27 protein-coding genes and 2 tRNA genes are annotated in these 25,249 nt (G+C 33.2%); 11 read left to right on the top strand and 18 right to left on the bottom strand.

The features are described 5' to 3' along the window. The first annotated feature begins 14 nt into the window (after positions 1 to 14). The 4 genes from ACQ654_RS20765 (at position 15) to ACQ654_RS20750 (ending at position 3,118) form a co-directional block, all read left to right on the top strand. A complete protein-coding gene (locus ACQ654_RS20765) occupies positions 15 to 764 on the top strand; it encodes an SDR family NAD(P)-dependent oxidoreductase (protein ID WP_430412259.1) in 750 nt (249 codons plus the stop codon). Between the two features lie 106 nt (positions 765 to 870). Then, the gene (locus ACQ654_RS20760; protein WP_430412258.1) at positions 871 to 1,140 is read left to right on the top strand and encodes a carboxymuconolactone decarboxylase family protein; all 270 of its coding nucleotides are present in this window, start codon (positions 871 to 873) and stop codon (positions 1,138 to 1,140) included. Beyond that, positions 1,140 to 2,186, top strand: a complete 1,047-nt coding sequence (locus ACQ654_RS20755) for a flavin monoamine oxidase family protein (RefSeq protein ID WP_430412257.1) — start codon at positions 1,140 to 1,142, stop codon at positions 2,184 to 2,186. Before ACQ654_RS20760 ends, ACQ654_RS20755 begins: the two co-directional genes overlap by 1 nt. 53 nt (positions 2,187 to 2,239) lie before the next feature. Then, positions 2,240 to 3,118: a helix-turn-helix domain-containing protein gene (locus ACQ654_RS20750; protein ID WP_430412256.1), complete on the top strand. Its 879-nt coding sequence runs from the start codon at positions 2,240 to 2,242 to the stop codon at positions 3,116 to 3,118. Positions 3,119 to 3,164: 46 nt separating this feature from the next. Here the strand turns inward: ACQ654_RS20750 and ACQ654_RS20745 are convergent, their stop codons facing one another. From ACQ654_RS20745 to ACQ654_RS20705, 9 genes are all read right to left on the bottom strand, one after another. Then, a complete protein-coding gene (locus ACQ654_RS20745; protein ID WP_430412255.1) occupies positions 3,165 to 3,305 on the bottom strand; it encodes a hypothetical protein in 141 nt (46 codons plus the stop codon). 162 nt (positions 3,306 to 3,467) lie between these two features. Continuing rightward, positions 3,468 to 4,307, bottom strand: coding sequence for a M57 family metalloprotease (locus ACQ654_RS20740; protein ID WP_430412254.1), 840 nt, complete (start codon positions 4,305 to 4,307; stop codon positions 3,468 to 3,470). A gap of 223 nt (positions 4,308 to 4,530) precedes the next feature. Beyond that, positions 4,531 to 4,806 carry an ATP-dependent Clp protease adaptor ClpS gene (locus ACQ654_RS20735; protein WP_430412253.1) on the bottom strand — a complete coding sequence of 92 codons (276 nt, stop codon included), beginning with the start codon at positions 4,804 to 4,806 and terminating at the stop codon, positions 4,531 to 4,533. 10 nt (positions 4,807 to 4,816) lie between these two features. Further along, entirely contained in the window at positions 4,817 to 5,656 is an 840-nt protein-coding gene (gene prmA / locus ACQ654_RS20730; protein ID WP_430412252.1) for a 50S ribosomal protein L11 methyltransferase, read from the bottom strand. 5 nt (positions 5,657 to 5,661) lie between these two features. After that, complete coding sequence (gene tpiA / locus ACQ654_RS20725) at positions 5,662 to 6,411, bottom strand: triose-phosphate isomerase (protein ID WP_430412251.1); 750 nt, start codon at positions 6,409 to 6,411, stop codon at positions 5,662 to 5,664. A 12-nt stretch (positions 6,412 to 6,423) separates the two neighbouring features. Then, positions 6,424 to 6,915 (bottom strand): TlpA family protein disulfide reductase, encoded by a 492-nt coding sequence (locus tag ACQ654_RS20720; protein ID WP_430412250.1) that lies wholly within the window; start codon positions 6,913 to 6,915, stop codon positions 6,424 to 6,426. Continuing rightward, complete coding sequence (locus ACQ654_RS20715; protein WP_430412249.1) at positions 6,915 to 7,445, bottom strand: L,D-transpeptidase family protein; 531 nt, start codon at positions 7,443 to 7,445, stop codon at positions 6,915 to 6,917. The genes ACQ654_RS20720 and ACQ654_RS20715 overlap by 1 nt, the downstream gene beginning before the upstream one ends. Positions 7,446 to 7,502: 57 nt before the next feature. Beyond that, positions 7,503 to 8,579 (bottom strand): ABC transporter permease, encoded by a 1,077-nt coding sequence (locus ACQ654_RS20710; protein WP_430412248.1) that lies wholly within the window; start codon positions 8,577 to 8,579, stop codon positions 7,503 to 7,505. Between the two features lie 10 nt (positions 8,580 to 8,589). Continuing rightward, complete coding sequence (locus tag ACQ654_RS20705; RefSeq protein WP_430412247.1) at positions 8,590 to 9,693, bottom strand: BT_3928 family protein; 1,104 nt, start codon at positions 9,691 to 9,693, stop codon at positions 8,590 to 8,592. A 109-nt stretch (positions 9,694 to 9,802) separates the two neighbouring features. Between ACQ654_RS20705 and folP the strand changes: the two genes are divergently transcribed. Further along, entirely contained in the window at positions 9,803 to 10,630 is an 828-nt protein-coding gene (gene folP, locus ACQ654_RS20700; protein WP_430412246.1) for a dihydropteroate synthase, read from the top strand. A 122-nt stretch (positions 10,631 to 10,752) separates the two neighbouring features. Here folP and ACQ654_RS20695 read toward each other — a convergent pair whose 3' ends face one another. Then, on the bottom strand, positions 10,753 to 10,914 hold the full coding sequence (locus ACQ654_RS20695; RefSeq protein ID WP_430412245.1) for a hypothetical protein: 162 nt from the start codon (positions 10,912 to 10,914) through the stop codon (positions 10,753 to 10,755). A 173-nt stretch (positions 10,915 to 11,087) separates the two neighbouring features. On the opposite strand from ACQ654_RS20695, the gene cdaA reads away from it, so the two are divergent. Together cdaA and ACQ654_RS20685 are read left to right on the top strand one after the other, a co-directional pair. Further along, positions 11,088 to 11,870 carry a diadenylate cyclase CdaA gene (gene cdaA / locus ACQ654_RS20690; protein ID WP_430412244.1) on the top strand — a complete coding sequence of 261 codons (783 nt, stop codon included), beginning with the start codon at positions 11,088 to 11,090 and terminating at the stop codon, positions 11,868 to 11,870. A 96-nt stretch (positions 11,871 to 11,966) separates the two neighbouring features. Then, positions 11,967 to 12,791, top strand: coding sequence for a DUF3667 domain-containing protein (locus tag ACQ654_RS20685; RefSeq protein ID WP_430412243.1), 825 nt, complete (start codon positions 11,967 to 11,969; stop codon positions 12,789 to 12,791). A gap of 128 nt (positions 12,792 to 12,919) precedes the next feature. Here ACQ654_RS20685 and ACQ654_RS20680 read toward each other — a convergent pair whose 3' ends face one another. Continuing rightward, positions 12,920 to 14,692, bottom strand: coding sequence for an ABC transporter ATP-binding protein (locus tag ACQ654_RS20680; protein WP_430412242.1), 1,773 nt, complete (start codon positions 14,690 to 14,692; stop codon positions 12,920 to 12,922). Beyond that, positions 14,685 to 15,437, bottom strand: coding sequence for a tRNA pseudouridine(38-40) synthase TruA (gene truA, locus ACQ654_RS20675; RefSeq protein WP_430412241.1), 753 nt, complete (start codon positions 15,435 to 15,437; stop codon positions 14,685 to 14,687). Before truA ends, ACQ654_RS20680 begins: the two co-directional genes overlap by 8 nt. 103 nt (positions 15,438 to 15,540) lie before the next feature. On the opposite strand from truA, the gene ACQ654_RS20670 reads away from it, so the two are divergent. Further along, positions 15,541 to 16,038 carry a metallophosphoesterase family protein gene (locus ACQ654_RS20670; protein WP_430412240.1) on the top strand — a complete coding sequence of 166 codons (498 nt, stop codon included), beginning with the start codon at positions 15,541 to 15,543 and terminating at the stop codon, positions 16,036 to 16,038. 283 nt (positions 16,039 to 16,321) lie between these two features. Here ACQ654_RS20670 and ACQ654_RS20665 read toward each other — a convergent pair whose 3' ends face one another. Then, positions 16,322 to 16,732 carry a DUF4293 domain-containing protein gene (locus ACQ654_RS20665; RefSeq protein ID WP_430412239.1) on the bottom strand — a complete coding sequence of 137 codons (411 nt, stop codon included), beginning with the start codon at positions 16,730 to 16,732 and terminating at the stop codon, positions 16,322 to 16,324. A gap of 180 nt (positions 16,733 to 16,912) precedes the next feature. On the opposite strand from ACQ654_RS20665, the gene rho reads away from it, so the two are divergent. Beyond that, entirely contained in the window at positions 16,913 to 18,631 is a 1,719-nt protein-coding gene (rho, locus tag ACQ654_RS20660) for a transcription termination factor Rho (RefSeq protein ID WP_430412238.1), read from the top strand. A gap of 505 nt (positions 18,632 to 19,136) precedes the next feature. On the opposite strand, the gene rpsT is transcribed toward rho, so the two are convergent. The 4 genes from rpsT to proS form a co-directional block, all read right to left on the bottom strand. Next, positions 19,137 to 19,388: a 30S ribosomal protein S20 gene (rpsT, locus tag ACQ654_RS20655; protein ID WP_430412237.1), complete on the bottom strand. Its 252-nt coding sequence runs from the start codon at positions 19,386 to 19,388 to the stop codon at positions 19,137 to 19,139. 38 nt (positions 19,389 to 19,426) lie between these two features. Then, positions 19,427 to 19,498, bottom strand: a tRNA-Glu gene (locus ACQ654_RS20650). A gap of 73 nt (positions 19,499 to 19,571) precedes the next feature. Beyond that, positions 19,572 to 19,643 (bottom strand) — tRNA-Glu (locus ACQ654_RS20645). A 77-nt stretch (positions 19,644 to 19,720) separates the two neighbouring features. Beyond that, a complete protein-coding gene (gene proS / locus ACQ654_RS20640) occupies positions 19,721 to 21,199 on the bottom strand; it encodes a proline--tRNA ligase (RefSeq protein WP_430412236.1) in 1,479 nt (492 codons plus the stop codon). Positions 21,200 to 21,299: 100 nt separating this feature from the next. Here proS and ACQ654_RS20635 point away from each other — a divergent pair, with 100 nt between their 5' ends. Both ACQ654_RS20635 and ACQ654_RS20630 read left to right on the top strand, forming a co-directional pair. After that, a complete protein-coding gene (locus tag ACQ654_RS20635; RefSeq protein WP_430412235.1) occupies positions 21,300 to 22,301 on the top strand; it encodes a hypothetical protein in 1,002 nt (333 codons plus the stop codon). 54 nt (positions 22,302 to 22,355) lie between these two features. Then, a complete protein-coding gene (locus ACQ654_RS20630; RefSeq protein WP_430412234.1) occupies positions 22,356 to 23,876 on the top strand; it encodes an OmpP1/FadL family transporter in 1,521 nt (506 codons plus the stop codon). Between the two features lie 302 nt (positions 23,877 to 24,178). On the opposite strand, the gene ACQ654_RS20625 is transcribed toward ACQ654_RS20630, so the two are convergent. After that, positions 24,179 to 25,081, bottom strand: a complete 903-nt coding sequence (locus ACQ654_RS20625) for an IS982 family transposase (protein ID WP_430409500.1) — start codon at positions 25,079 to 25,081, stop codon at positions 24,179 to 24,181. Between the last annotated feature and the right edge of the window lie 168 nt (positions 25,082 to 25,249).

The following is a 25,249-nucleotide window of genomic DNA, read 5'->3' as shown; positions in this document are numbered from 1 at the left end:
AAAAACATATACACATGAGCAAAAGAGCATTAATTATAGGAGGAAGCAGTGGAATTGGAAGAGCAACTGCACAAAATTTACTAAACGAAGGTGTGGAAGTACACGTTGTCGGAACAAACTCCACAAAACTAGAAGCTTTCAAAAATGAGGCATCTGGAAACTTACATACACACCAAATAGATATTACAAATGCGACGCAAGTAAACGCATTAAATGAAAAAATTAACGGACTTGACAATTTAGATTATTTGGTAAATGCTTCAGGTATTTTTGGTCCAAAAGCATTTTTAGATCATACCGTTGCAGATTATAATTCGTATCAAGATTTAAATAGAGGATTCTTTTTCATTACGCAAGCCGCGGCTAAAAAAATGAGTGCTACCAATGGAGGAGCAATTGTAAATGTAGGTTCAATGTGGGCAAAACAAGCAGTAAAAGCAACGCCTTCTTCTGCATATTCAATGCAAAAAGCAGGTTTGCATTCGTTAACACAACATTTAGCAATGGAATTAGCTGCTCATAAAATTCGTGTAAATGCTGTTTCGCCAGCAGTTGTAGAAACGCCTGTATACGAAAGTGTTTTTGGAGGAAAGCAAGAAGCACATGACGCTTTGCAAAATTTTCATGATTTTCATCCAATCGGACGTAACGGAAAAGCGCAAGATGTAGCAGATACAATTTCGTATTTACTATCCGAAAAAGCAGGTTGGGTTACGGGCGCTATTTGGGATACTGACGGAGGCGTAATGGCTGGAAGAAACTAAACGAATATAACTTTTACAAAAAGCAAAGTTTATACGACTTTGCTTTTTTTACTCTAAAAAAATAAGTACATATGTATGATATGAAAATCTAAAGCAATTAGGTGTTTTGGAAAAAAATGCAACGGTTGCCATGAAGGCGTTTCAACAATTGGATGAAGTAGCGCTTGGTGATGGCGTCATTCCAAAAAAATATAAAGAATTGATGGCAATCGCGGTTGCGTTAACAACACAATGTCCATATTGTTTGGAAATTCATAAAAAACATGCTATTGAAGCTGGCGCAACACAAGAAGAACTTGCCGAAGTTACTTTTATTGCCGCAGCTTTACGTGCTGGCGCGGCTGTAGTACACGGCACACATTTAATGGAACATTAATGAAACAAACGACTGCAACATATATCATAGTTGGCGCTGGCTTATCTGGTCTCACCACTGCATATGCACTTCACCAGCAAGGTGAGACTGATATTATTATTTTAGAAGCAAGAGATCGAATTGGTGGTCGAATTTTAACGAAAGACGGAATTGACTTAGGTGCGACTTGGTTTCAAGATCATCATGAACATATTTCTTCTATGTTAGAACACTTAAACATTGAAAAGTTTCATCAATATAGTGAAGGAAAAAGTGTGCTAGTATATAATTCGATGGCACCTGCTCACTATTTTGAAAACGATCCGAGTTATCCTGCTGCCTACAGAATTGCTGGTGGAACGGCTGCAATAATTCAAGAATTGGCAAAATTTCATCAAGAGAAAATTTACACAAATACCAGCGTTTCACATATTGAAGAAGTAGAAGATGAAATTGTTTTGACTACGAATACTGGCAAATTTAAAGCATCAAAAGTTATCTTAACAATTCCTCCAAAAACCGCTTCCCTGCTTACATTTACACCTGAATTACCAGCTTCACTTATGGAAACCATGCAACAGACACATACGTGGATGAGCAATGCTATGAAAGTTGGTTTAACTTTTAAAACGCCTTTTTGGAGAGCTAAGCAACTGTCTGGAACCTTAATTGGTCAAATTGGTTGTGTTACAGAATTGTACGATCATTGTGGTGCTAAAGAAGAAGTGTTTGCGTTAATGGGGTTTGTAAATGAAGCATTGCGTGATGTTGCTGCCGAAGAACGTAAATCGCGAATTTTAGAACATTTACAAAAATATTTAGGGATCGAAGTTTTAGATTATGTAACCTACGAAGAAAAAGATTGGTCGCAAGATGTGCATACTAATTCTGGCAATATTGTAAAATCTATTTACATGAGTCCACGTTACGGAAACCCTATATTTCAAGAATTTTATAGCAACGGAAAGTTACTTTTTTCTGGTGCTGAAACTTCACCAATTCATGGTGGTTATATGGATGGCGCTATTTTTAGTGGATTGAACGCGGCAAAGAAATTAATATCGTAAGATTGGATATTGAAAAGTTATTGTATTTTTAAAATGAATTCGAAACATATCATTTGAAAGATTTTAAAAGCAATATTGCCACGTATCATTTACACAAAGCACATCCTGAAAAGCTTCAATTTGAGATTTATGATTTACATGAATATCGCAAACGAAGTGCAGAAAAAGCGGCTGTAGCACATTCACATAGTTATTATCAAATTATTTGGTTTTTTGATGATGGAGGAATGCATCATGTTGATTTTGAATCGTATGAAATTCAGAAGCATATGATTTTTTTCATTTCCAAAGATCGTATACATGCGTTTGATGATAATTTAGATATAAATGGTTGGCTTATTCATTTTAATGAAAGCTTTTTTATGCATACAGATGTAGATGTGTTTTTGAAGTATAATATTTTCAACACACAGGAAAATCCTTGTTATAGTATTGATGAAGGAACGGCTGAAACCGCTAGTTTGTATATGAGATTGATGCGAAAAGAATTGTTGCGAAGACATCAGTTTGGATATGAAGATACTATTCGTTTTTCATTGAAATCGTTGCTAATCAATTTGGAACGTGTACATCAAAAGAATCAAGAAAAGCTGTTATCATTTACCAATCATTACGAATTGCAATTTGCACACTATAAAGAGTTGATTGAGGAAAATTATAAAAAGGGATTGTCTGTACAAGCATATGCAACTTTACTAAATATCTCAACCAAAACCTTGAATACGATTACAAAAAAGACAGCTGGAAAAACGGCTTCACAAGTACTTACAGATCGTATTATTTTACAAGCAAAACGTTTGTTAAAGTTTACTTCGCTTCAAATTGGCGAAATTGCATTTCAAATTGGCTTTGAAGATCCTTCTTATTTTGTAAAATATTTTAAACGACATGTTGGAAATTCTCCCAATAGTTATAGAAATGAAGTTATTTAACGTGAAGATGTAAAAAAGCTCCACATTTCTGTGAAGCTTTCGTTTTTCAAAAATTTACAGGAGATTGTACTTTAGAATCTGCCTTTTTAAACTTTTCTTTTAATACAGGCTTATCTTCTTCTCCTCCAGTAATTTGCAATGCTTTTCTCTTAGAAATCGCAAAGCTTGTTAAAATTTGTGTTTTCATAAAATATATTTTGATTATATCTATTAGGGATAAATCTTAGAAAATATTACCCAAAATATTTATTTTATAAATAGCAAAAAGGCGCTGGTTAGGCGCCTTATGTATGTTAAAAATCACTCGTGATTCTACTATGTTATTATATGTATTTTACTAAACTACTTCTTAGTATAAGTAATTTAAAGCAGTAATGTCATTACTGTTGAATTCTCCATCTTCGTTAGAACTGAAACAAGCATTCATTAAAGATGTTGGATCCCATCCTGTTGGTGTTCCAGGAATATGAATTGCACCAACTCCTGCACTTCCTTCGTTAGAATTTTGTCCACAACTTTGTCTACTAAAGTAATCTGAATGACGGAATCCTATAGAGTGACCTATTTCGTGTCCAATTACATGCTCGTGTACATTATTACTGTAACCAGCTAATCCTGAGTTAATACGAACAAATTTGTTTGGATTTCCTGCTGAAGGGAAACCTGCAGAACCTCCTGCTCCACCAGCAACTTGGTAAACTACCATATCTTTATTTTGATAGTTAGTACCAAATGTCAATTGGAAACTAATAGTTAAGTTTAATGCGTTATAGTTATCTACTGCCCAACGAAGTCCAGTTTGCATTGCAGATGTTAATCCGCTAGAATTATTTCCTGTGTACCCAATGATGGTAATTACTCCAGGCGATACTAAATTGTTTGTACGATATTGTTTTGTTGTAATGTCTCCACCAAGTTCCATGCCCATTAATTGGTCACGTGTCATGAAGATATCTCCTTCCATCATGAATCCTTCTTGGATTTTACCATTTGGCGTTTCGAATGAAGTTTCCTGCATGTCGAAAGTGTTAAAGTGAAGTGATCTTGCTTTTTCAAGAACGTCTTGTGAAATTCCAATTGCTGTGTCTTGTTGCTCCTCGTCTACTACAGCTGTATCTTTACTACATGATACAACAACCATTCCTAAAGCTAAGGCTAATAATAAGGTTAAGTTTTTAAAATTTTTCATTTTTAAAGTTTTTCTGGTTAATGTTAATTAAAGTTTGGAGCGATTTTTAACACATTTCAAAAGTAAGAATAAGATTGATAAATTGCTAATGAAATGTTAAAAAAACTGAGAATTCTTAAAAAATTAACAGATTAAATCAGTTTTGTTAAATATTTATCAAAAAAAATAAGCACCTCTAAAAAGTGCTTATTTCTCCTAATGTACTAAAAATCTTTATGTTATACTAGACAATTTCTGCCGAAAGCCCTGCTTCTAACAATTTACTGCATCTTGGTTTTAAATCTTTATATTCTCCGGTTTTCACCGTGCATTTTCCTTTGTAGTGAACAATTATTGAACATTGTTCTGCTTGTTCGGCAGTATGATCACATGCATATATTAGCGTTTGAATCACATGATCAAATGTATTTACATCATCATTATATAATACAATTTCGTTGTTTTCTTGTATCTCTTCTAATGTCAGTAATTCTTCTTCAATTTTCTCTTGCGTACTCATATTCAATATTTTAAGGCAAAATTACAAATTTTAAGGCTACCCAATTATTTTTTTCAAGGCTATCCTCCAATTTTAACTTGTTTTTAGCACATTCATTCGTAATTATTGGAATGTCTTCGGTGTAAAATCCACTTAAGAATAAAATTCCGCCCGAATGTAAACATGCCGCATATTGATGAATATCATTTAATAGAATGTTTCTATTGATGTTGGCTATTATGATGTCGTACTTTTTATCTTTTAACAGAGAAACGTCGCCTTCGTACACAGAAATATGATTGCAATTGTTCCGTTCTACATTTTCTACTGTATTTAAGTAACACCAATTGTCAATATCAATAGCATCTAATGGTTGTGCACCTTTCATTTCGGCAAGTATTGCTAAAACGCCAGTTCCACAACCCATATCTAATACTTTTTTACCTTTAACATCGGTTTTTAAGATGTGTTGTAACATCATGTGTGTAGTTTCATGATGACCTGTTCCAAAACTCATTTTTGGTTCTATGATAATATCATATTCAACAGTTGGTTTTTCATGAAATGGTGCACGAACAACACATTTATCATCTACTTCAATAGCTTCAAAATTCTTTTCCCATTCTTCATTCCAATTGACTTGCGCTATTTCTTCATGTGTGTAACTAATTTGAAATTCTTCATTTTGCAATATTTGAATATCTTCCAAAATTGACGCGTTCCAATCATCTTTTTGAATGTACGCATTTACACCTTCTTCATTTTCCACAAAGCTTTCAAATCCTGCAAAACCAAGTTCTGCAATTAGAATTTCTACACCAGGTTGTAATGGTTGTACTTTAAATGTGTATCCTATGTATGTTGTTGACATTTACGTTAGATTGCGTTTATAATCGCGATAAAATCAGCGGCTTTTAAAGCTGCTCCACCAATTAAACCTCCATCAACATCTTCCTTTGAGAAGATTTCGGCGGCATTTGCAGGTTTTACACTTCCTCCATAGAGTATAGAAACTCCGTTTCCAACTTCTTTTCCAAAAGCTTCCGAAACTATTTTTCTAATGAATGCATGCATTTCTTGTGCTTGCTCAGGAGAAGCTGTTTCTCCTGTTCCAATTGCCCAAACTGGTTCGTACGCTAATACAATATTTTTCCAATCTTCTTGTTGTAAATGAAATAACGCGTTTTTTAATTGTGCTTCTACAATTGCAAAGTGATTTCCCGATTTACGATCTTCTAATTCTTCTCCAAAACAGAAAATAATTTCCATATCATTTGTCAAAGCCGTATTAACTTTTGCCGCTAACAATTCATCTATTTCACCAAAATATGCTCTACGTTCACTGTGTCCAAGAATTACCGTTTTTACACCTACACTTTTTAACATTTTCGCAGATATTTCGCCTGTATACGCTCCTTTTTCAGCTTGGTGCATATTTTGTGCAATGACTTCTATGTTGTGTCCTTTTAACACACTAAATGCTTGAAAAAGATTTACAAACGTTGGTGCAATCATTACACTTGCATCTGTAGTTGGCATTTGTGCAATTAAATCGTTTAGTAATGCTTCCGTTTGCGAAAGATCATTGTTCATTTTCCAGTTTCCTGCAACTATTTTTCGTCTCATGTTCTTTATTGTTTATGGTTTGATTGCTGTTAGCAATGCTTCGTCGTTTGTTTTTATGGCTTCAAAGAGTTTGATGCTTCCATCTGGATTGATAATCATATATCTTGGAATCCAGTTGAGTCCAATGGTTTTTCCAAAAGCTCCTTTAAAACCTTTCTTTACATAGTAATGTTCTCCAACAAGACCGTGTTTTTGAATTCCTGCTTTCCAGCTTGTTTCTTTTCGATCCAAAGATAAAAATAGGTAGGTTAATTGTGGATTATTTTTTTGAATTTCTTTTACACCTGGAATTCCTTTTAAACAGTCGCCACACCAAGAAGCCCAAATATCTACAAATATGGTTTGTCCTTTGTGTTTGGTTAAGATTTCTTCAAAAGTGATGTTTTCTCCAGCTGTAGTTCGCATGGTTTCTTGCAACGCTTCTTCTGGAAATTCAGTAAGGATTTCTTTTTTACAACTTGTAAGTAGCAATCCGATGATACCTATATATATGAGGTTTCTCATTATTTTTGAATGGTTATTTTCGTTTGTTCTGTAATGTATGGAAATAGTTCATTTACATCGCTGTTTTTCATTGAAATACAACCTAATGTCCAATTTTTCTTGTCATCAATCATGTAATCCATTCCATCTGGCACACCATGAATTCCAACTTCGCCACCAATAGTTTCACCTTCTTTGATAATTCCGTCAGCTTTGCGTTTGTTGAATTTTTTCCAAGAATCTTCATTTGGGTAATCTATCCAAATAAATTTTGACCAACTTTTATGTGGATATTTATTACGCATTCCAAAAGTACCTTCTGGCGTACACTTATCACCTTCTTTTTGTTTGTCATCTATTGGATTTCCTCCAAAAACAACATTGTATTGTTTTACCAATGTATCTGCCGAAAATATAGAGAGTGTATAGTCGCTTTTATCTATGAGGACATTTACAGAGGTATTTGCTGGTAATACTAGCTTTTTGGCATCTTCTTGCATTATTTTTTGTGTTACTTTTTGATTGGAACGATCATTTTTACACGATTGCATTATGAAAAACATACTAATACAGACGAAATAAAGTGTTGTAGCTTTCATATACTTGAATTACTGTAGCCGTATTTTAGGATCGAGCCAACCGTAAATAATATCTACGAGAATGTTGATAATAACAAACATGCTCGCAATAATTAATACGGCTCCCATAATTATTGGCAAATCTTGACTGTTTAAAGCATCAACGATTTCTTTTCCGAGTCCATTCCATCCAAATATATATTCTACAAAAACAGCTCCGGCTAACATGGAAGCAAACCAACCTGAAATAGCTGTTATTACAGGATTTAACGCGTTTTTGATAGCGTGTTTTTTTATGATTTGAAATTCACTTAATCCTTTTGCTCTTGCCGTTCTGATGTAGTCTTGATTGAAAACTTCTAGTAACGAGTTGCGCATTAGTTGTATGACAACAGCTAGCGGACGAATTCCTAATACGATGGCTGGTAAGATGAGATTTTTCCAGCGAATGCTGATAGATTCGCCAAAATCGTCTACTTCGTATAAGCTTCCTGTCATGTTTAGGTTTGTGAATTCATGCAATAGAAAACCAAAAATCCATGCAAATAGTATTGCACTAAAAAACGAAGGCACACTCATTCCTAATGTACTTATGATTTGAATGAATTTGTCGATAAATGTATCTTTATACAAGGCTGAAATTATGCCAAATATAATTCCTAACAACATGGCAATACTTATTGCTGCAATTGCTAATACAATGGTATTTGGTAAGGTTTCACTAATGACTTGCGATACACTTTTTCCCGATTTTTGAAACGATTCACGTAAGTACGGAAGTTTGATAACTGTTGTCGTTTTTCCTATGGTAAATAGTGTTGCCGCGCTGTATTTGTTATCGCCTAAATACGTATAATCATTTTCTTCTGTGGAATGAAAAGATAGTGGCAATAAATCATTTATATAGTATGCATATTGCGTCAGTAAGGGTTTGTCAAAACCATATTTCTTTTTTACAACGGCAACTTGTTCTGCAGTTTGATTTTGCCCAAGCATCATTTTTGCAGGATCGCCAGGCAATATATTAAACAAGAAAAAGATCACCGTAACAACTCCAAAAAGCGTTAGAAATGCATATCCAATTTTATGTATGATGTATTTTCCCAAAAAGTGTTTTCTAAAATTTTATGCTTTCAAAATCGTTGTAATGCGCTTTGTCTGTTATCGTACCTTTTGCAAGTTTTAAAGCCCCAGGATTTGAACGAATGATCGTTTTTAACGCCGTTTCATCTGTTAGGTAGAATTCAAAATTATACTTCATCAAAGTAGCTAAGTCTTGTAAATCTTGAGGATCAGAAGAAGATAAACCAATTACTTTGTAACCTGCTTTTAGTGCTCTATCAGTAAGTGCTTTTACTTTTAATAATCCTGCTTCTTCCGTTTTGTCCAAGCTGTACATTACAATGACCAATAGTTTTTCTTCTGCCATCATTGCTTCTGTGACATCACCATCTTCTAAACTTTCTATGGAGAAATCGTGAATTGGTGGTTCATATCCTTCTTCTAAAATTTCGCTGGTAACACTAACATACGTTCCACCTTCCACTACTGGATAGTTAGCAGAATTTGTGACAATTTCTTTTTCTTCTCCATTTACTTCAAATATCCATTTGTACTGAAATACAGGCAATGGCGCATCAGGCGGAACTGACATTCCATCCATAATGTTTGCATTTATTTTATACGGTCGGAAATCAAATGTTGGTAAATGATTCAGTACATGTCGTCCAAATAATATACATGCCAATAAACTCAAAATTGTAATTCCTAAGTTAATTTTGTTAGAGAATAATGGTTTTATGTGTTTGCGTCCAATGATTAAAATAATGATAAACACGAGTAAAAATACATCTTTTCGGAAGCTTTCCCATGGTGTGAGTTTCCAAAAATCACCAAAACATCCACAATCGGTTACTTTGTTAAAGTACGCAGAATAAAAGGTGAGAAATGTGAAAAACACTATTAAGCCTAATAACATTATTAAGACTGGTTTTTTGAAATATCCTAAAAGTGTCATGACACCAAGTATTACTTCCAGAATTACGATACATACAGCAATTCCTAGCGCATATGGTGACAGGAATTCCATGTTTAGTACATCTTCTGCAAAGTAATCTGTAAGTTTAAACGAGAATCCGACAGGATCATTGAGTTTGATGAATCCTGAAAATATAAATAGTCCACCGACGATGATTCGCGCAATTGCTACAAGGTATTTCATGTGTTGTTTCGTTTTTGCCTGTTAACTGAGAGATTTTATGTAAATTTCGTCCAAAATTACCAATTTATAAAAAGAAACGGACATAAGTTTGTTGTAAAGGTATATATGTATGAAAAGTATCAATTGTAAAGGTCAATTAGTTGCTCTCGATTCTCCAAAAGTAATGGGGATTTTAAACGTAACACCTGATTCTTTTTTTGATGGTGGAATGTATAAAGATGAATATTCTATTGTATCGCAAGTTGAAAAGATGCTTACGGATGGCGCCACTTTTATAGATATTGGTGCGTATAGTTCACGACCAAATGCACCACATGTTACCGAACTTGAAGAGAAACAACGTTTGCTACCTATTGTTGAGTTGATTTTGAAGCAGTTTCCCGAAACTCTTATTTCTGTTGATACCTTTAGAGCTTCAGTTGCTAAAGAAGCCATTGAAATTGGTGCTTCCATAGTGAACGATATTTCAGCAGGAAATTTAGACGATCAAATGATGGAAACTGTTGGTAAACTTGGCGTACCATATTGTATGATGCACATGCAAGGAACACCGAAAACCATGCAAGAAAATCCTAGTTATGATTCTGTAGTAAAGGAGTTGCTTCAGTATTTTTCGCGTAAAATCGCGGAAGCGAAATCACATAAAATTAACGATCTTATTATTGATCCTGGATTTGGTTTTGGAAAAACAATTGCTCATAATTATGAAATTTTAAATCAATTACAAGTATTTAAATTGTTAGATTTCCCACTATTAGCAGGTGTTTCCAGAAAATCGATGATTTATAAAGTTTTAGAAAATTCTCCACAAGAAGCCTTAAACGGAACTTCAGTTTTACATACGATTGCGTTGCAAAATGGTGCTTCTATTTTACGAGTTCATGATGTAAAGGAAGCTGTAGAATGTGTGAAGTTGGTAGGAATGATGCGTGATTGACAATATGTTAGTACATCTACCACGCTTGATGTGAAAATAATAGGTGTTTTCTTTAGGAGTATTCATAAAAAAAGCCACCTAAAAATATTTTTTAGATGGCTCATCAAAGTTGGTTGTGCTTCTTAGAAATCTAGGCAGTAGCAACATTCTATTTCTGCGCAATGATGTCCGCAATCTATACAAACACCATTTGCAGAACACTGTTTACGTCCTCCGTTGATTTTTTGTTGTTGCGCTTTTTCAATTTCTTCTACACCTTTTAGGGTTAAAATTTTGTGTAACATATTATTTTGTTTTTTGATTAATAGTCCTCAATATAAGCAACTTATAAATTAATTTGATACGGTTTTACCATAGAAATAGAAATGCTGTGAATTTCCTTTTGAAAAAAAGTTCCTTTTAGCTATTCATTCTATAATATTTGTTATTTTTACTCAAATCGTTTACCCAACTCATTTTGGAATTTTTAAGCTTTTTAAATTTTGGCTGGTTAGATTTCATTGAAATCATTTTAGTTGCAGTGCTTTTATATTATGTATACAAGCTTGTGAAAGGAACTGCGGCTATTAACATTTTCATAGGAATTGTAATTATTTTCATTATTTGGAAAGTAACTGAAGCGCTTGAAATGAAAGTGTTAAGTAATATTTTTGGTGGATTTATTAATGTTGGAATTATTGCTTTGTTTATTGTTTTTCAGCAAGAAATACGAAAGTTTTTATTGATGATTGGTTCTACAAATTTTGCAACTAGACGTAGTTTTGTTAAACATTTTAAGTTTCTGAAACAAGATTCCAATACAGAAACTGATGTAGAAGCTATTGTAACCGCTTGCGCTAAGATGTCTACCACAAAAACAGGTGCTATTATTGTTATTGAACGCAACAATTCCTTAGATTTTGTAAAAGATTCTGGTGATAAAATGAGCATGGAAGTAAACATTCCTACCTTAGAGAGTATCTTTTTCAAGAACAGTCCGTTGCATGATGGCGCTATTATTATTGAAGGTAATCGTGTAAGTGCCACACGTATTATTTTGCCAATTTCAAAAGAAACCACGATTCCACAACGCTTTGGTTTGCGTCATAGAGCCGCTGTCGGAATTTCCGAAAAAACAGATGCTTTGGTGTTGGTTGTTTCAGAAGAAACTGGACAGATTTCATATATTAAAAATGGTGAATTTGTATTATATGAAGATATTACAATGCTACAAGAAATGGTTCAGAATGATTTAAGCTAGTTCCGTTTGGGTAACATTTCGCAAGTATCACAACTAATAAAAAAACATACAAAAAGTATATTTTCCCTTAACTAAATTAAGCTAAAACCAAAGCTTATGAATTGTAAAAACTGTACAATCCAACTCAAAAATAAAGATAAATTTTGCCCAAATTGTGGTGCAAAAGTAATTCATAATCGACTGACAATAAAAAGCTTATGGAGTGAATTCTCCCAACGTTTTTTGAACTATGACAATACATTTTTTAAAACGGTACGTCATCTGTTTACCAAACCAGAAGTTGTGATTGATAGTTATATTAATGGAACTCGAAAAAAGTACTTGAATGTTTTTAATTACTTTGCAATTGCGATCACAATTACAGGTTTTTTTACATTTATTTTCTTTAAGTTTTTTCCTGAAATTTACGCTGGAGCAATGGATGTACTGAATGCGAGTCAACAATCAGAAACCCAGAGAAAAATGTTTTCTAACATAATGTCTACGATTTTTGATTATCAGTCATTGATGTATTTTACAATGATTCCATTACTTGCATTGATTTCGAAAATTGTATTTTACAATTATAAAAAATACAACTACACTGAACACGCTGTAATTTATTTATATGCATATTCGCATACATTAGCATTTATAAATGTATTGTATTTGGCAGTTATTCTTATCTACCATCCTTTTTTAAATTATTTAAGTATTTTATCGATTCCTATTAGTATTTTGTATGTAGCATATGTACTGAAACGATTGTACAATCTAAGCTTCAAGAAAATCTTACTGAAAACACTATTTTTTATAGTTGTTGGACTTGGCTTTTATATTGTAATTTCTTTAATCATTGGTTTTATTATGATTATTTCCATGTTTTTAAACGGAACTCTTATGGAAATGATTCAAGAACAACGAGCGTTAAAAGGACAATAATAGTAACTCGATATATTTTCTAAATGATCCTAGCTACTTTTTGAAGGGAATTTTAACTAAATACCTAATTGTCATACTTCGGAAAAAACAAACCTACCAAAGTTTAGACTATTTTATAACAACTCATGTTAGTGATCATTTTCTTGTTGAATGAATTGTACTTCGTATAAGTTTTTGTAATATCCGTTTTCAATTTGAAGCAACTCGTTGTGCGAACCTTGTTCTACAATTTTTCCAGCGTCCATTACAATAATTGTATCTGCTTTTTTGATAGTTGCCAATCGGTGTGCAATTACGATAGAAGTTCTTCCTTTTGTAATAGTATCTGTAGCATTTTGTATGAGTTGTTCCGAATGCGAATCTACCGAAGAAGTAGCTTCATCTAAGATTAAAATTCTAGGATTTGTAACATATGCACGTAAAAACGAAATCAATTGTCGTTGTCCTGAAGAAAGCATGCTTCCGCGTTCTTTTACATTGTAATCGTAATTATTAGGCAAACTCATGATGAAATCGTGAACGCCAATTTGCTTAGCTGCTTTTTCTACCGTTTCACGTGTAATCGTTGGGTTTTCTAGCGTAATATTGTTTAGAATGGTATCTGCAAATAGAAAAACATCTTGTAAAACTACGGCAATTTTTGTGCGCAATGCGGCAAGTTTTACATCAGTAATAGCTACAGTATCAATACAAATTGTTCCAGCATCAATTTCATAAAAACGATTCAATAAGTTGATAATTGTCGATTTCCCTGCTCCTGTAGCACCAACAATAGCAACCGTTTGTCCTTGTTGCACATCAAATGAAATTCCATGCAATACTTCTTCGCCTTCAATGTATGAGAAACGTACATCTTTAAAACTTATATCGCCTTTAATATCTATTGTTTCAATTTTTCCTTCATCAGAAATATTACTTTCAGTATCCAAAATTGCAAATACACGACCAGCCGCAACCATTCCCATTTGTAACGTGTTAAATTTATCTGCAATTTGTCGCAAAGGTCTAAACAACATTCCTATCATCATAATAAATGCGATAACTTCTCCCAACGAATCGGTTGTTCCTTCAGTAGCGACCATTAATCCACCATACCAAACAATTAAACCAACTGCAATGGCGTTTGCCAATTCTGGAATTGGAAAAAATATAGAGTTATACCAAACAGTTCGTAACCAACCTTTTTTATGTTTCGTATTGATTTCTTTGAAGTTTTGATATTCTGTTTCTTCTCTTGAAAATAATTGTACAATCTTCATTCCTGTCACACGTTCTTGTACAAAAGAGTTTAGATTCGAAATTTGTGAACGTACTTCTTCAAAGGCAGATTTCATTGCTTTTTGAAATACACGTGTTGCATAGATAATTAAGGGAAGTATGGCAAAAACAATCAATGATAGTTTCCAACTCATGTATAACATAACGCCCATTACAACTAGCATTTTTAACAAATCGGCAATAATTACAAAAAGTCCTTGACTAAAAATACTTGCTATAGTTTCAATATCACTTACAGCTCTTGTTACCAAACGGCCAACCGAAGATTTATCATAATATGCCATTTTAAAATTTAGCATATGATTGAATAGTTTTTGACGAATATCTTTTATAATACTTTGTCCCAACCAGTTTGCATAAAATACAAATAGAAACTGAAAAACAACTTCTAATACCAATACGCCAAGCATTAACATAATAAAAATTAATAATCCGTGTGCATCTTTGGTTAAGATGTAATCATTTATGGTAATTTTTAATAATACGGGACGTGTAACTGCAAAAACAGCTAATGATATTGCCGCAATTGCTACAAAATATAAGGTAATTTTGTAAGGATTGGTATAGACCAACAATCTTTTAAAAAGACCTACGTCGAATACTTTCCCTGTTACTTTAGCCATGTGTTTTAAATGTTTCTGCCGGATATGTTACCGCGGTTAAATATAATGCTTTTCCAGGTACAGATGTTCCTGCATTATTTCGATTTCTCGATTCTATAATTTGTTTAAATCCTGCTATTGATAATTTCCCCAATCCTACTTCTAATAATGTGCCTACAATGGCGCGAACCATGTTTCGAAGGAAACGATCCGCTCGAATTGTAAATACTAATAATTCATTTCGTTGTTCCCAACATACAGTTTCAATGGTACAGAAATACGTTTTTACATCTGTATGCGTTTTGGAAAAACATTTGAAATCTTCGTAATTAAATAATTCTTTTGCGGCTTCATTCATCAAATCAACATCTAAATCTTTGTAAACTAAATGTGCTGATTGATTGTGAAACGGATTTTTCTCAGTTACTATCCAATATTCGTACGTGCGTCCTATTGCGTCAAATCGCGCATGTGCATCTTCTTTTACAGCATGAATGTCTTGAATGGCAATATCTTGTGGCAAAAATGAATTGAGTTTGAATACTAATTCTGTCCTATTAATTTCCTCTTCTACATCAACATGTGCAAACATTTGTTTTGCGTGCACACCTGCATCAGTTCTTCCTGCTCCTAAAATTGAAACATCTTTTCGTAGTACTGTTGACAATGCTTTTTCAATAACTTCTTGTACCGAAATAGCGTTTGGCTGATTTTGCCAACCATGATATTTTTCGCCATTATAAGAAAGTTCTATGAAGTATCTCAAGGTAATATTTGCTACTTTTGTTTCAGACTCACAAAGATAAGTTTTAATTCATTATTTTACTTGAATTCATACTTTTTTAGCAAAGTTTTAAGGAAGACTTTTTATGAAGAAAATTTTATTATTATCAGATACACACAGTCATATTGATGATCAGATTTTAAAGCATGTTAAAAATGCTGACGAAGTATGGCATGCAGGTGATATTGGCGATTTGTCTGTAACGGACACAATACAAGCATTAAAGCCATTGCGCGCTGTGTATGGAAATATTGATAATGACAAAGCGCGTATGGAATTTCCAGAACACAATCGTTTCGTATGTGAAGGTGTTGATGTTTGGATAACGCATATTGGCGGTTACCCGAATAAATACAATGTGCGTGTACGCGAAGAAATTCAGAAAAACCCACCGAAACTATTTATTTGTGGACATTCGCATATTTTGAAAGTAATGTTTGATAAGAAGTTAGATTTATTACATATGAATCCTGGCGCATGCGGAAAACATGGATTTCATAAAGTACGAACCATGTTGCGTTTTGTAATTGATGGTGAAAAAATAAAAGACTTGGAGATAATTGAACTTGCCAATAGACATTAAGAAGTTAATCGATATTTAATTTTACTACAATGAGTAAAAAATATGATTCCGCTATAAACAGGATTAGTTCAACTTACAGTTTTGAATGTATCTTTCGGTTTTTTCAAAATTGAGCTTAATCACATAAGTTATACGATTAGAAGATCCTATGTTTCCACAGGATTAGTTCAACTTACAACTTTGAATTCGTCTTTCAGACTTTTCAAAGTTGAGTTTCACTAAAAAAACTCCAAAGCTTTCACTTTGGAGTTTCTTACGCACTAATATTACTAAGATGTTAGGTTTATCGTAATCGATCTACAGATTTTACGAGATCTTCGTCCTTCTTAATTGCTCGGTTAGCGAGCACTAATAAAACGATAGAAATAATAGGAAGAATGATCCCAATACCTTTCTCTGAGACTTCCATCTCTCCAGATAAATTTAGCATTCGATATACAAATACTCCTAATAAAATAAGGTTAAATATGATGTTGAAACGATTCAACACAAATTGTAATTTTCTATTCTTAAACATAAAGATAGTGATCAACGCTAAAACAGCCGAAGCCATAAACAAACCTAAGAACAAAGGTTCGTCTTTTGCAAACACAATAGTTTCATTTACCATGGTATACAAACTGAACACAAATGTCAGTCCACCACCAATTGCGGCAACTAATAACATGTATACACTTTGCATTCTTTGAATCATATCTTATAATTGGATCACAAAAATAATAGTTCTTTTCATAAAATACTATTTTGTTTATTAAAATAAATTTGTATTATTGCATAGACAATTCATAATCTATTGTTACTAATAGATTTACACACTTCATACGAGTATTTTATCACTCATTTTTTCAAACAATAATTCATTACAGCCACATAAATGTTAGAAATTTCAGAATTAAAGAGCAAAAAGCTTCCCGAATTACAGGAAATCGCAAAGACTTTATCTGTTCCAAAATATAGAACTTTAAAAAAATTAGATTTAATTTATAAAATATTAGATCTGCAAGCAAGCAATCCTGAATCGGTAGCACCAATTACAAAATCTGAACCAAAAGCTACAGAAGATCCAGCTCAAAAGCGAAAGCGAATTAAAAGAGAGCCAACCCAACGAACTGAGAAGAAACCACCTGTTGCCGCGCCTCAGCAACCTGCACCAAAGCAAGAGAAACCAGTGGCAAAAGCTCCTGAAAAACCTAGCACTCCACAACAAGCTCCTAAACAAAATAAACCTGTTCGTAAACAAGCTGATAAGAATCAGAAAAATACAGCACCACATTCTAAAAAGGATGATCCTAAAAAAGCTGTAAATGACAAATCAGACAACAACAATAGTAGCAACAACAATAATAAACAACAGAGTAACAACAATCACAAACATAACAACAAGAAAGATCATTCAAAAAATAATAAGAAAGATCATTCTCATAAAAATAACGGAAATAAAGATCAGCGTAATCGTTACCGTGAGCCTGATTTTGAATTTGATGGAATTATTGAAAGTGAAGGTGTTTTAGATATCATGCAAGATGGTTATGGTTTCTTAAGATCTTCAGATTACAATTACTTATCGTCTCCTGATGATATTTATGTATCACAATCACAAATTCGTTTGTTCGGACTAAAAACTGGAGATACGGTTTTAGGAATTGTAAGACCACCAAAAGAAGGTGAAAAATATTTTCCTTTAATTAAAGTGAGTAAAATTAACGGATTAGATCCGCAAGTAGTAAGAGATAGAGTTGCTTTTGAGCACTTGACTCCATTATTTCCAGATGAGAAATTCAACTTAGCTGAACGTCAAAGCACAATTTCTACACGTATTATGGACTTGTTCTCTCCTATCGGGAAAGGACAAAGAGGAATGATTGTATCGCAACCAAAAACGGGTAAAACCATGTTATTGAAAGATGTTGCGAATGCTATTGCGGCAAATCATCCAGAAGTATATCAAATTGTTTTACTAATTGATGAACGTCCGGAAGAAGTTACAGATATGCAACGCAATGTAAAAGGAGAAGTAATTGCTTCAACATTTGATAAAGAAGCTACAGATCACGTAAAAGTGGCAAACATTGTATTAGAAAAAGCAAAACGTTTGGTAGAATGCGGTCATGATGTGGTTATCTTATTAGATTCAATTACCAGACTAGCTAGAGCATACAATACGGTACAACCAGCTTCTGGTAAAATATTAAGTGGTGGTGTTGATGCAAATGCACTTCATAAACCAAAACGTTTCTTTGGAGCCGCTAGAAATATTGAAGGCGGTGGATCTTTATCCATTATTGCAACTGCTTTAACTGAGACTGGTTCTAAAATGGATGAAGTAATTTTTGAAGAATTTAAAGGAACTGGTAACATGGAACTTCAACTAGATCGTAAAATTTCTAATAGAAGAATTTTCCCTGCTATCGATCTTACTTCTTCAAGCACACGTAGAGATGATTTACTCCTTGATGAGAAAACAATTCAGCGTATGTGGGTTATGCGTAAATACCTTGCAGATATGAATCCTGTAGAAGCAATGGAATTCATTAACCAACGTATTAAACAAACTCGAAATAACGAAGAGTTCTTACTCTCTATGAACGCATAGAAAGGAGAAAAATATATAAACTAAAAAAGCTACTTACACTGTGTAAGTAGCTTTTTTAGTTTAACGTGAGTTCGATGTAAAGGTCAATAGTGGCTTTTCTCTTTTCCGCAGTATTGTAGCTATTTTTCGTTAAGAATTTTTGAAGCCTTGGAAAAAATTCAGGAAAATAATTGTGGTTTTAGCTTTTCAAAAAAAGAAAAACTAAAAATACCTAGCAATGTTTACATTCATGAATACCTTGATTTAAAAATACAAGTGCGTGAACTAAAAGCGCACTTTCTTTTGTGAAGCCTATGCTGAACTTGATTCAGTATTCTTAGCACGAGCAAAGAAAACGAAAATAAATAGCTAAAAATCAAGTGCTTATTTCTAAATTCTCAAAAAATACTTAAGTTCTCATTTTGTAGATGTTATATTGAACTTAGGTGTTTTTAGGTAAAATGTAAGCATAAAAAAAACTCCAACTGAGTTGGAGTCATTATATATCTGAATAAACGTATTAAAATTATAATGCGCTTACGTGCTTAGCAAGTTTAGATTTTAAATTAGCAGCTTTGTTATCATGAATGATATTACGCTTAGCTAACTTGTCAATCATAGAAGCTACATTAGAAAATAATGTTTCAGCTTCTTTCTTATCTGTAATTGCTCTTAATTTTCTAATTGCATTACGAGTAGTTTTATGCTGATATCTATTTCTTAGACGCTTAGTCTCGTTGCTTCTAATTCTTTTTAATGCTGACTTGTGATTTGCCATCTCTCTTTTTAATTATCTTTTTTAAACTTTATGTTTAGTAGCCCGTAGGGGATTCGAACCCCTGTTACCAGGATGAAAACCTGGCGTCCTAACCCCTAGACGAACGGGCCATCATTTTACAATGAGGATGCAAATTTAATTTAATAATTAATATTTGCAAATAAAACTTACAGAAAAAATTAGTAGCCCGTAGGGGATTCGAACCCCTGTTACCAGGATGAAAACCTGGCGTCCTAACCCCTAGACGAACGGGCCATTATTTCTGTTAGCGGATGCAAAAATACAATTATTTTTATATGCTCCAACTATTTTTAAAAGTTTTTTTCTTTTTTTTAATATGCTTTTGCAAATAAGACTCTTCTAGTCGAATTCTGACCCGAATATACACATTTTCCTTCTTCTTCCAAAGCATCTAACGGAATACATCTAATTGTTGCTTTCGTAAGTTCTTTTATCTTGTTTTCGGTAGCAGCTGTGCCATCCCAATGTGCCAACACGAAACCACCCTTAGTATCAATGACTTGCTTAAATTCTTCGAAGGTATTTACACTTGTAGTATACTCCGATCTATAGCTTTTTGCCTTGTTAAATAATTCTTCTTGAATTGTCTCTAAAAGTCTTAAAACTGTTTCTACAGCATCATTTTGAGCTACTGATTGTTTTTCAAATGTATCTCTTCTTGCAATTTCTAATGTTCCGTTTTCTAAATCTCTTGCGCCTAAAGCAATTCGTAATGGGACTCCTTTTAATTCCCATTCAGCAAATTTAGCTCCTGGTCGTAACGTATCTCTTTTATCAAATTTGATTGAAACACCTTTTGCTTTTAATTGAGTGGCTATTTCATCTACTTTTTTAGCAATGGCTTTAAATTGTTCTTCATTTTTATATATAGGAACAAAAACGACTTGTATTGGCGCTAATTTTGGAGGTAATACCAATCCTGCATCATCACTATGTGTCATAATTAATCCACCCATCAATCGCGTAGAAACTCCCCAAGAAGTTGCCCAAACTAATTCTTGTTTCCCTTCTTTTGTTACATATTTTACATCAAAAGCTTCTGCAAAGTTTTGACCTAAAAAGTGTGACGTTCCTGCTTGCAATGCTTTTCCATCTTGCATTAATGCTTCTATTGTATATGTTTCAAGCGCTCCTGCAAAACGTTCACTTTCTGTTTTTGAACCTTTTACAACTGGCATTGCCATAAAATCTTCGGCAAATTCAGCATATACTTTTTGCATTAATAATGATTCCTCAACTGCTTCATTTTTGGTTGCATGTGCAGTATGTCCTTCTTGCCATAAAAATTCTGCTGTTCTTAAAAATAAACGCGTACGCATTTCCCAACGAACAACATTTGCCCATTGATTGATTAAGATTGGTAAATCTCTGTAGGATTGAATCCAGTTTTTATACGTATTCCAAATAATTGCTTCACTTGTTGGACGAACAATTAGTTCTTCTTCTAGTTTTGCTTCTGGATCAACTATTAGCTTTCCTTCATTATTTGGATCCGTTTTTAGCCTATAATGAGTTACTACAGCACACTCTTTTGCGAAGCCTTCTGCATTTTTTTCTTCAGCTTCAAAGAGACTTTTTGGCACAAATAATGGAAAATAAGCGTTTTCATGTCCAGTTTCTTTGAACATTTTATCTAATTGAGCCTGCATTTTTTCCCAAATTGCATAGCCATATGGCTTAATTACCATGCAACCTCGTACGGCTGAGTTCTCAGCTAAATCAGCCTTTACAACCAATTCATTATACCATTTTGAGTAATCGTCACTTCGCTTCGTTAATTTCTTGCTCATTCTTAGTAGTTTGGCACAAATATTGTGAATATGTTAAATAAAAAATAGTTTCGACAAAACTAACTATTTTTGTACTGTTCAACAATTAATTTTAGGAGATATGCGAGTTATTTACTATTTACAAAACAACATACGGGCTATACATATTTTAGCCATCACATTTTTAACACTGACATCATGCGGAACTTATCAGCAAGCTTCCTATGATGATGATGGAATTTACGGTTCTAATCAAGAGCGTAGACAAACGACAGAAGTTGCTAATACAAATAGCAATGGCGTATATCAAAATTATTTTGAACAGAAATCTCTTGAAGCGGATGATCGCTATGGAGATGTCTTTACAGATGTAGACTCATATTCTAGTCAAGAAAATCTCGATCAAGAAACAAATACAGAAGCAGTCGGCTATTCAGAAAGTTATTCTCCTTGGGGTGATGTAACTGACGATGTAGTCGTAAATGTTTATACAAACTCTGTCGGCTTTGGCGGATGGGGATTCAATAATTGGAATTGGGGATTCAACAATTGGGGATTCAATAACCGTTGGGGTTGGGGATTCAATAACGGCTGGGGATTCAATAATTGGGGATTTGGTTTTGGAGGAGCATTTTGGAATCCAGGATTTTACAACCCATATTTTGGTTATGGAGGATTTTACGGATATGGAAATCCATACTTCAATAGATTTAGATATGGAAGTCCTTACGGCGGTGTCGCTTTCAATAGAGGAAGAAGAGGTAATTATTACAGAAATCCTGATTTAGTGGGTAGAAATGGTAATACTGCTTACTCAAGAAGAGGAAACACTAACTACAGTAGAAGATACAATGCTTCCCGCTCATCTAGAAGAGCCACTAATACTCGTGCTACTCGCTCAAACACACGAACTATTAGATCTACTCAAAATACACGAACAAGAAACAATACTAGGGCTACTCGAAACACTAGACAGGTAAGATCATCTAATACTCGATCTACCAGAAGTAATAATTCTGTTAGAAGCACTCGTTCATCAAGAGGTTCTTCAGTTAGATCATCTGGAGGCGGAAGATCTGGAGGAAGATCAAGCGGAGGGCGAGGTCGTGGAGGAAGAGGTTAAACAAACTATGCTCGCTAGAATATCTTTTAAGAAATAAGAATCAAAAAATAAGTTATGAAAAAAGTATGTATGCTATTCATAGGTATATTATCTATGCAAATAGGTAACGCCCAAAATATAAATGATGTTGTTCGCTTCTCAACGGAAAACATCAACGGAACAGCCCGTTTTAGAGCCATGAGTGGAGCTTTTGGAGCTCTTGGAGGAGATTTCTCCGCATTCACTATTAATCCAGCAGGATCCGCCGTTTTCTCAAACAGTGAAACTGCTATTACATTAAGTAATTACAGCAACGATAATGATACTTCTTATTTTGGAACTTTTTCAAATAGAAACGAATCAGAGTTCGATTTAAGTCAAGCTGGAATAGTATTTGTTTTTAAAAATTTAGGCAGTAGTAGCTGGAATAAAATTACATTGGGTGTAAATGTCCAAAACAATGATAATTACTACAATAATTACTTTGTAACTGGACGAAACACATCGAGCGGAATTGGTGATTATTTTAATTTTTATGCAGATGGTCAACAATTAGGAAATATTGCTCAATTGCCTGGAGAAACGGATACAGATACTTATTTAATTTTAGGAGAAGATTTTGGTTTTGCCGCACAACAAGCATTTTTAGGATATGAAGGATTTGTGATTAATCCTGACGATCCAAATAATGACAATATTTCTTACAGCCCGAATGCAAATTATGCAGCTGGAGCCGATCATGATTACATAGTACAAACTTCAGGTTTTAATAGAAAATATACATTTAATATTGGTGCTCAATTTCAAGAAAATTGGTATTTCGGATTAAACGTAAATTCACATGATGTTGATTACAGAGAACGTAGGGTTTTAATTGAAACTCCTGTAGATGTTGATTCGGGATTGCAATATGCCGAATTTTCAAACGAATTATACACATATGGTTCTGGTATTTCTTTCCAAGTTGGAGCTATTTACAAAGCAAAAAACCTTCGTGTGGGAGCATCTTACCAATCTCCTACTTGGTATAATTTAAATGATGAATTAATTCAAGGATTAAGTACAGATTTTAGAGATCCAGGTAACCCTGATGATATTTTAAGAAGAGATATTTTTCCAAATGTAATTAATGCATATAGAGAACATCAAATTACTACTCCAGCCGTTGTTACAGGTAGCTTGGCGTATATATTTGGTAAAAAAGGTTTAATCAGTTTTGACTATTCTATAAAAGATTTTGCAAATGCTAAACTACGTCCTGACAATGATTTCTTTACTGCAAATAACAACATTAGAAACCAATTACAAGCCGCTGCTACATATAGAGTTGGTGGAGAATATAGAATAAAAAAGTTCAGTTTACGTGGAGGCTATAGATTTCAAGAAAGTCCTTATAAAAATGGTACAACTGTCGGTGATTTAGACGGCTACTCTTTAGGATTAGGATACAATTTTGGAAGCATGTCGCTAGATTTAGCGTATGATAGAAGTGAACAAACAAATAATCCACAGCTTTTTCAAGCTGGCTTAATTGACACATATACAATTAATAACATTAACACAAATGTTACTTTATCGCTATCATTCAAGTTATAAAAAACATACATCTTAATTGATTTCATACAATATTTAAAAGTCTCATTCATAGTAATGGGACTTTTTCTTTTTTATACAATTATGAACTGAATTGTTCTATTTCAATTAGATTTTAATAATGTAGCTAAAACTATTTTCATTGACAATCCTGTTTTCAGATTTCACAAATAGTCAACTATTCTCAACTAGATTCTCAGAAGTTTTACTGTTTAAATATTAGCTCTTTATCTCAAAATAAAGATACGTAATTCTTAAAACAAGAAGATTTAGATAGTATACTTAACGTGAGTTCGATATAACTTTTAGAATAGAATGAGTTGTTTAGTGTCTACCAGATCCTTTTTCAATGATGGTTTTTTCTCTGTAAAATTATACGCTATTAGTGCAGAAAAGATATTAGTAAAATAATTAACTGGACTTCTATGTCTTGAATGTTCTACTTGAAAAATATTCTTTAATTGATCAAAAATAGTTTCAATAATCGCTCTTTTTCTTAAATGATATGCATCCATTAATGGTGTGACACATTTAGTTTTCATATTTCTTTTGAGCTTTGTTACAAGATGAATTCCGTTAGAAAATAAATTCGTAAATAGCTCTTTAGATAGATAGCCTTTATCTCCAAATAATTTACCAAATAACTTTTTCAAAAAAGAAGCTGTTTTTAATGGTTTTCGATCATCAACATTTCCCTTAGTCAGCATAAAATCTATGATTCCTCCACAATCATTAGTTACAATGTGGAGTTTAAACCCATAAAACCAACCCAAAGAACAATGACCTCTTTCTGCTAATTTTTTAAAAGTTTTGTGGCCGTTAATTCGTCTGTTATGACAAACTCTAAGTGGTGTAGAATCTATAAAACTAATTCCATTACATTTAGCCAAACCAAGTGTTTTTAAGTAAATAGCTAACGGCATAAAACTTTGTTGTTTTAATTCAACCATTCTGTTATAACTTACCAAATCAGGAAAGTCCTTTTTAAGATACTTGCATACATATCCTATATAGAATTTTTTGAAATTCCTAAAGCCAGAAAGATGGAACAGCACCTCAATTGTCATTACTTCTGCTAAAGACATTTTACTTTTTCTAAATCGTTTTTTACCATTATCCAATAAACTTTTTTGCCAAAAAGGAACAAAATCTTTGCAAAAATCATCAAATGAACAGAAAATTTGTGTAATTTTAGTATCAGAAATCATAAGCAGATGTTTAGATAATGAATTGAAATTCAACACTTTAATTTACTAAATATTCTGCTTTTTTTATGTTAATTAATTGACTTTTTATATCGAACTCACGTTACTTACCGTCTTTTCAACACTTAAATTTATCACACACAAAAAACCGAAAACATTTTGTCTTCGGTT

Source organism: Kordia sp. (genome assembly GCF_965283645.1).
Taxonomy (GTDB): Bacteria; Bacteroidota; Bacteroidia; order Flavobacteriales; family Flavobacteriaceae; genus Kordia.
This window is presented reverse-complemented; position numbering and strand designations above follow the sequence as displayed.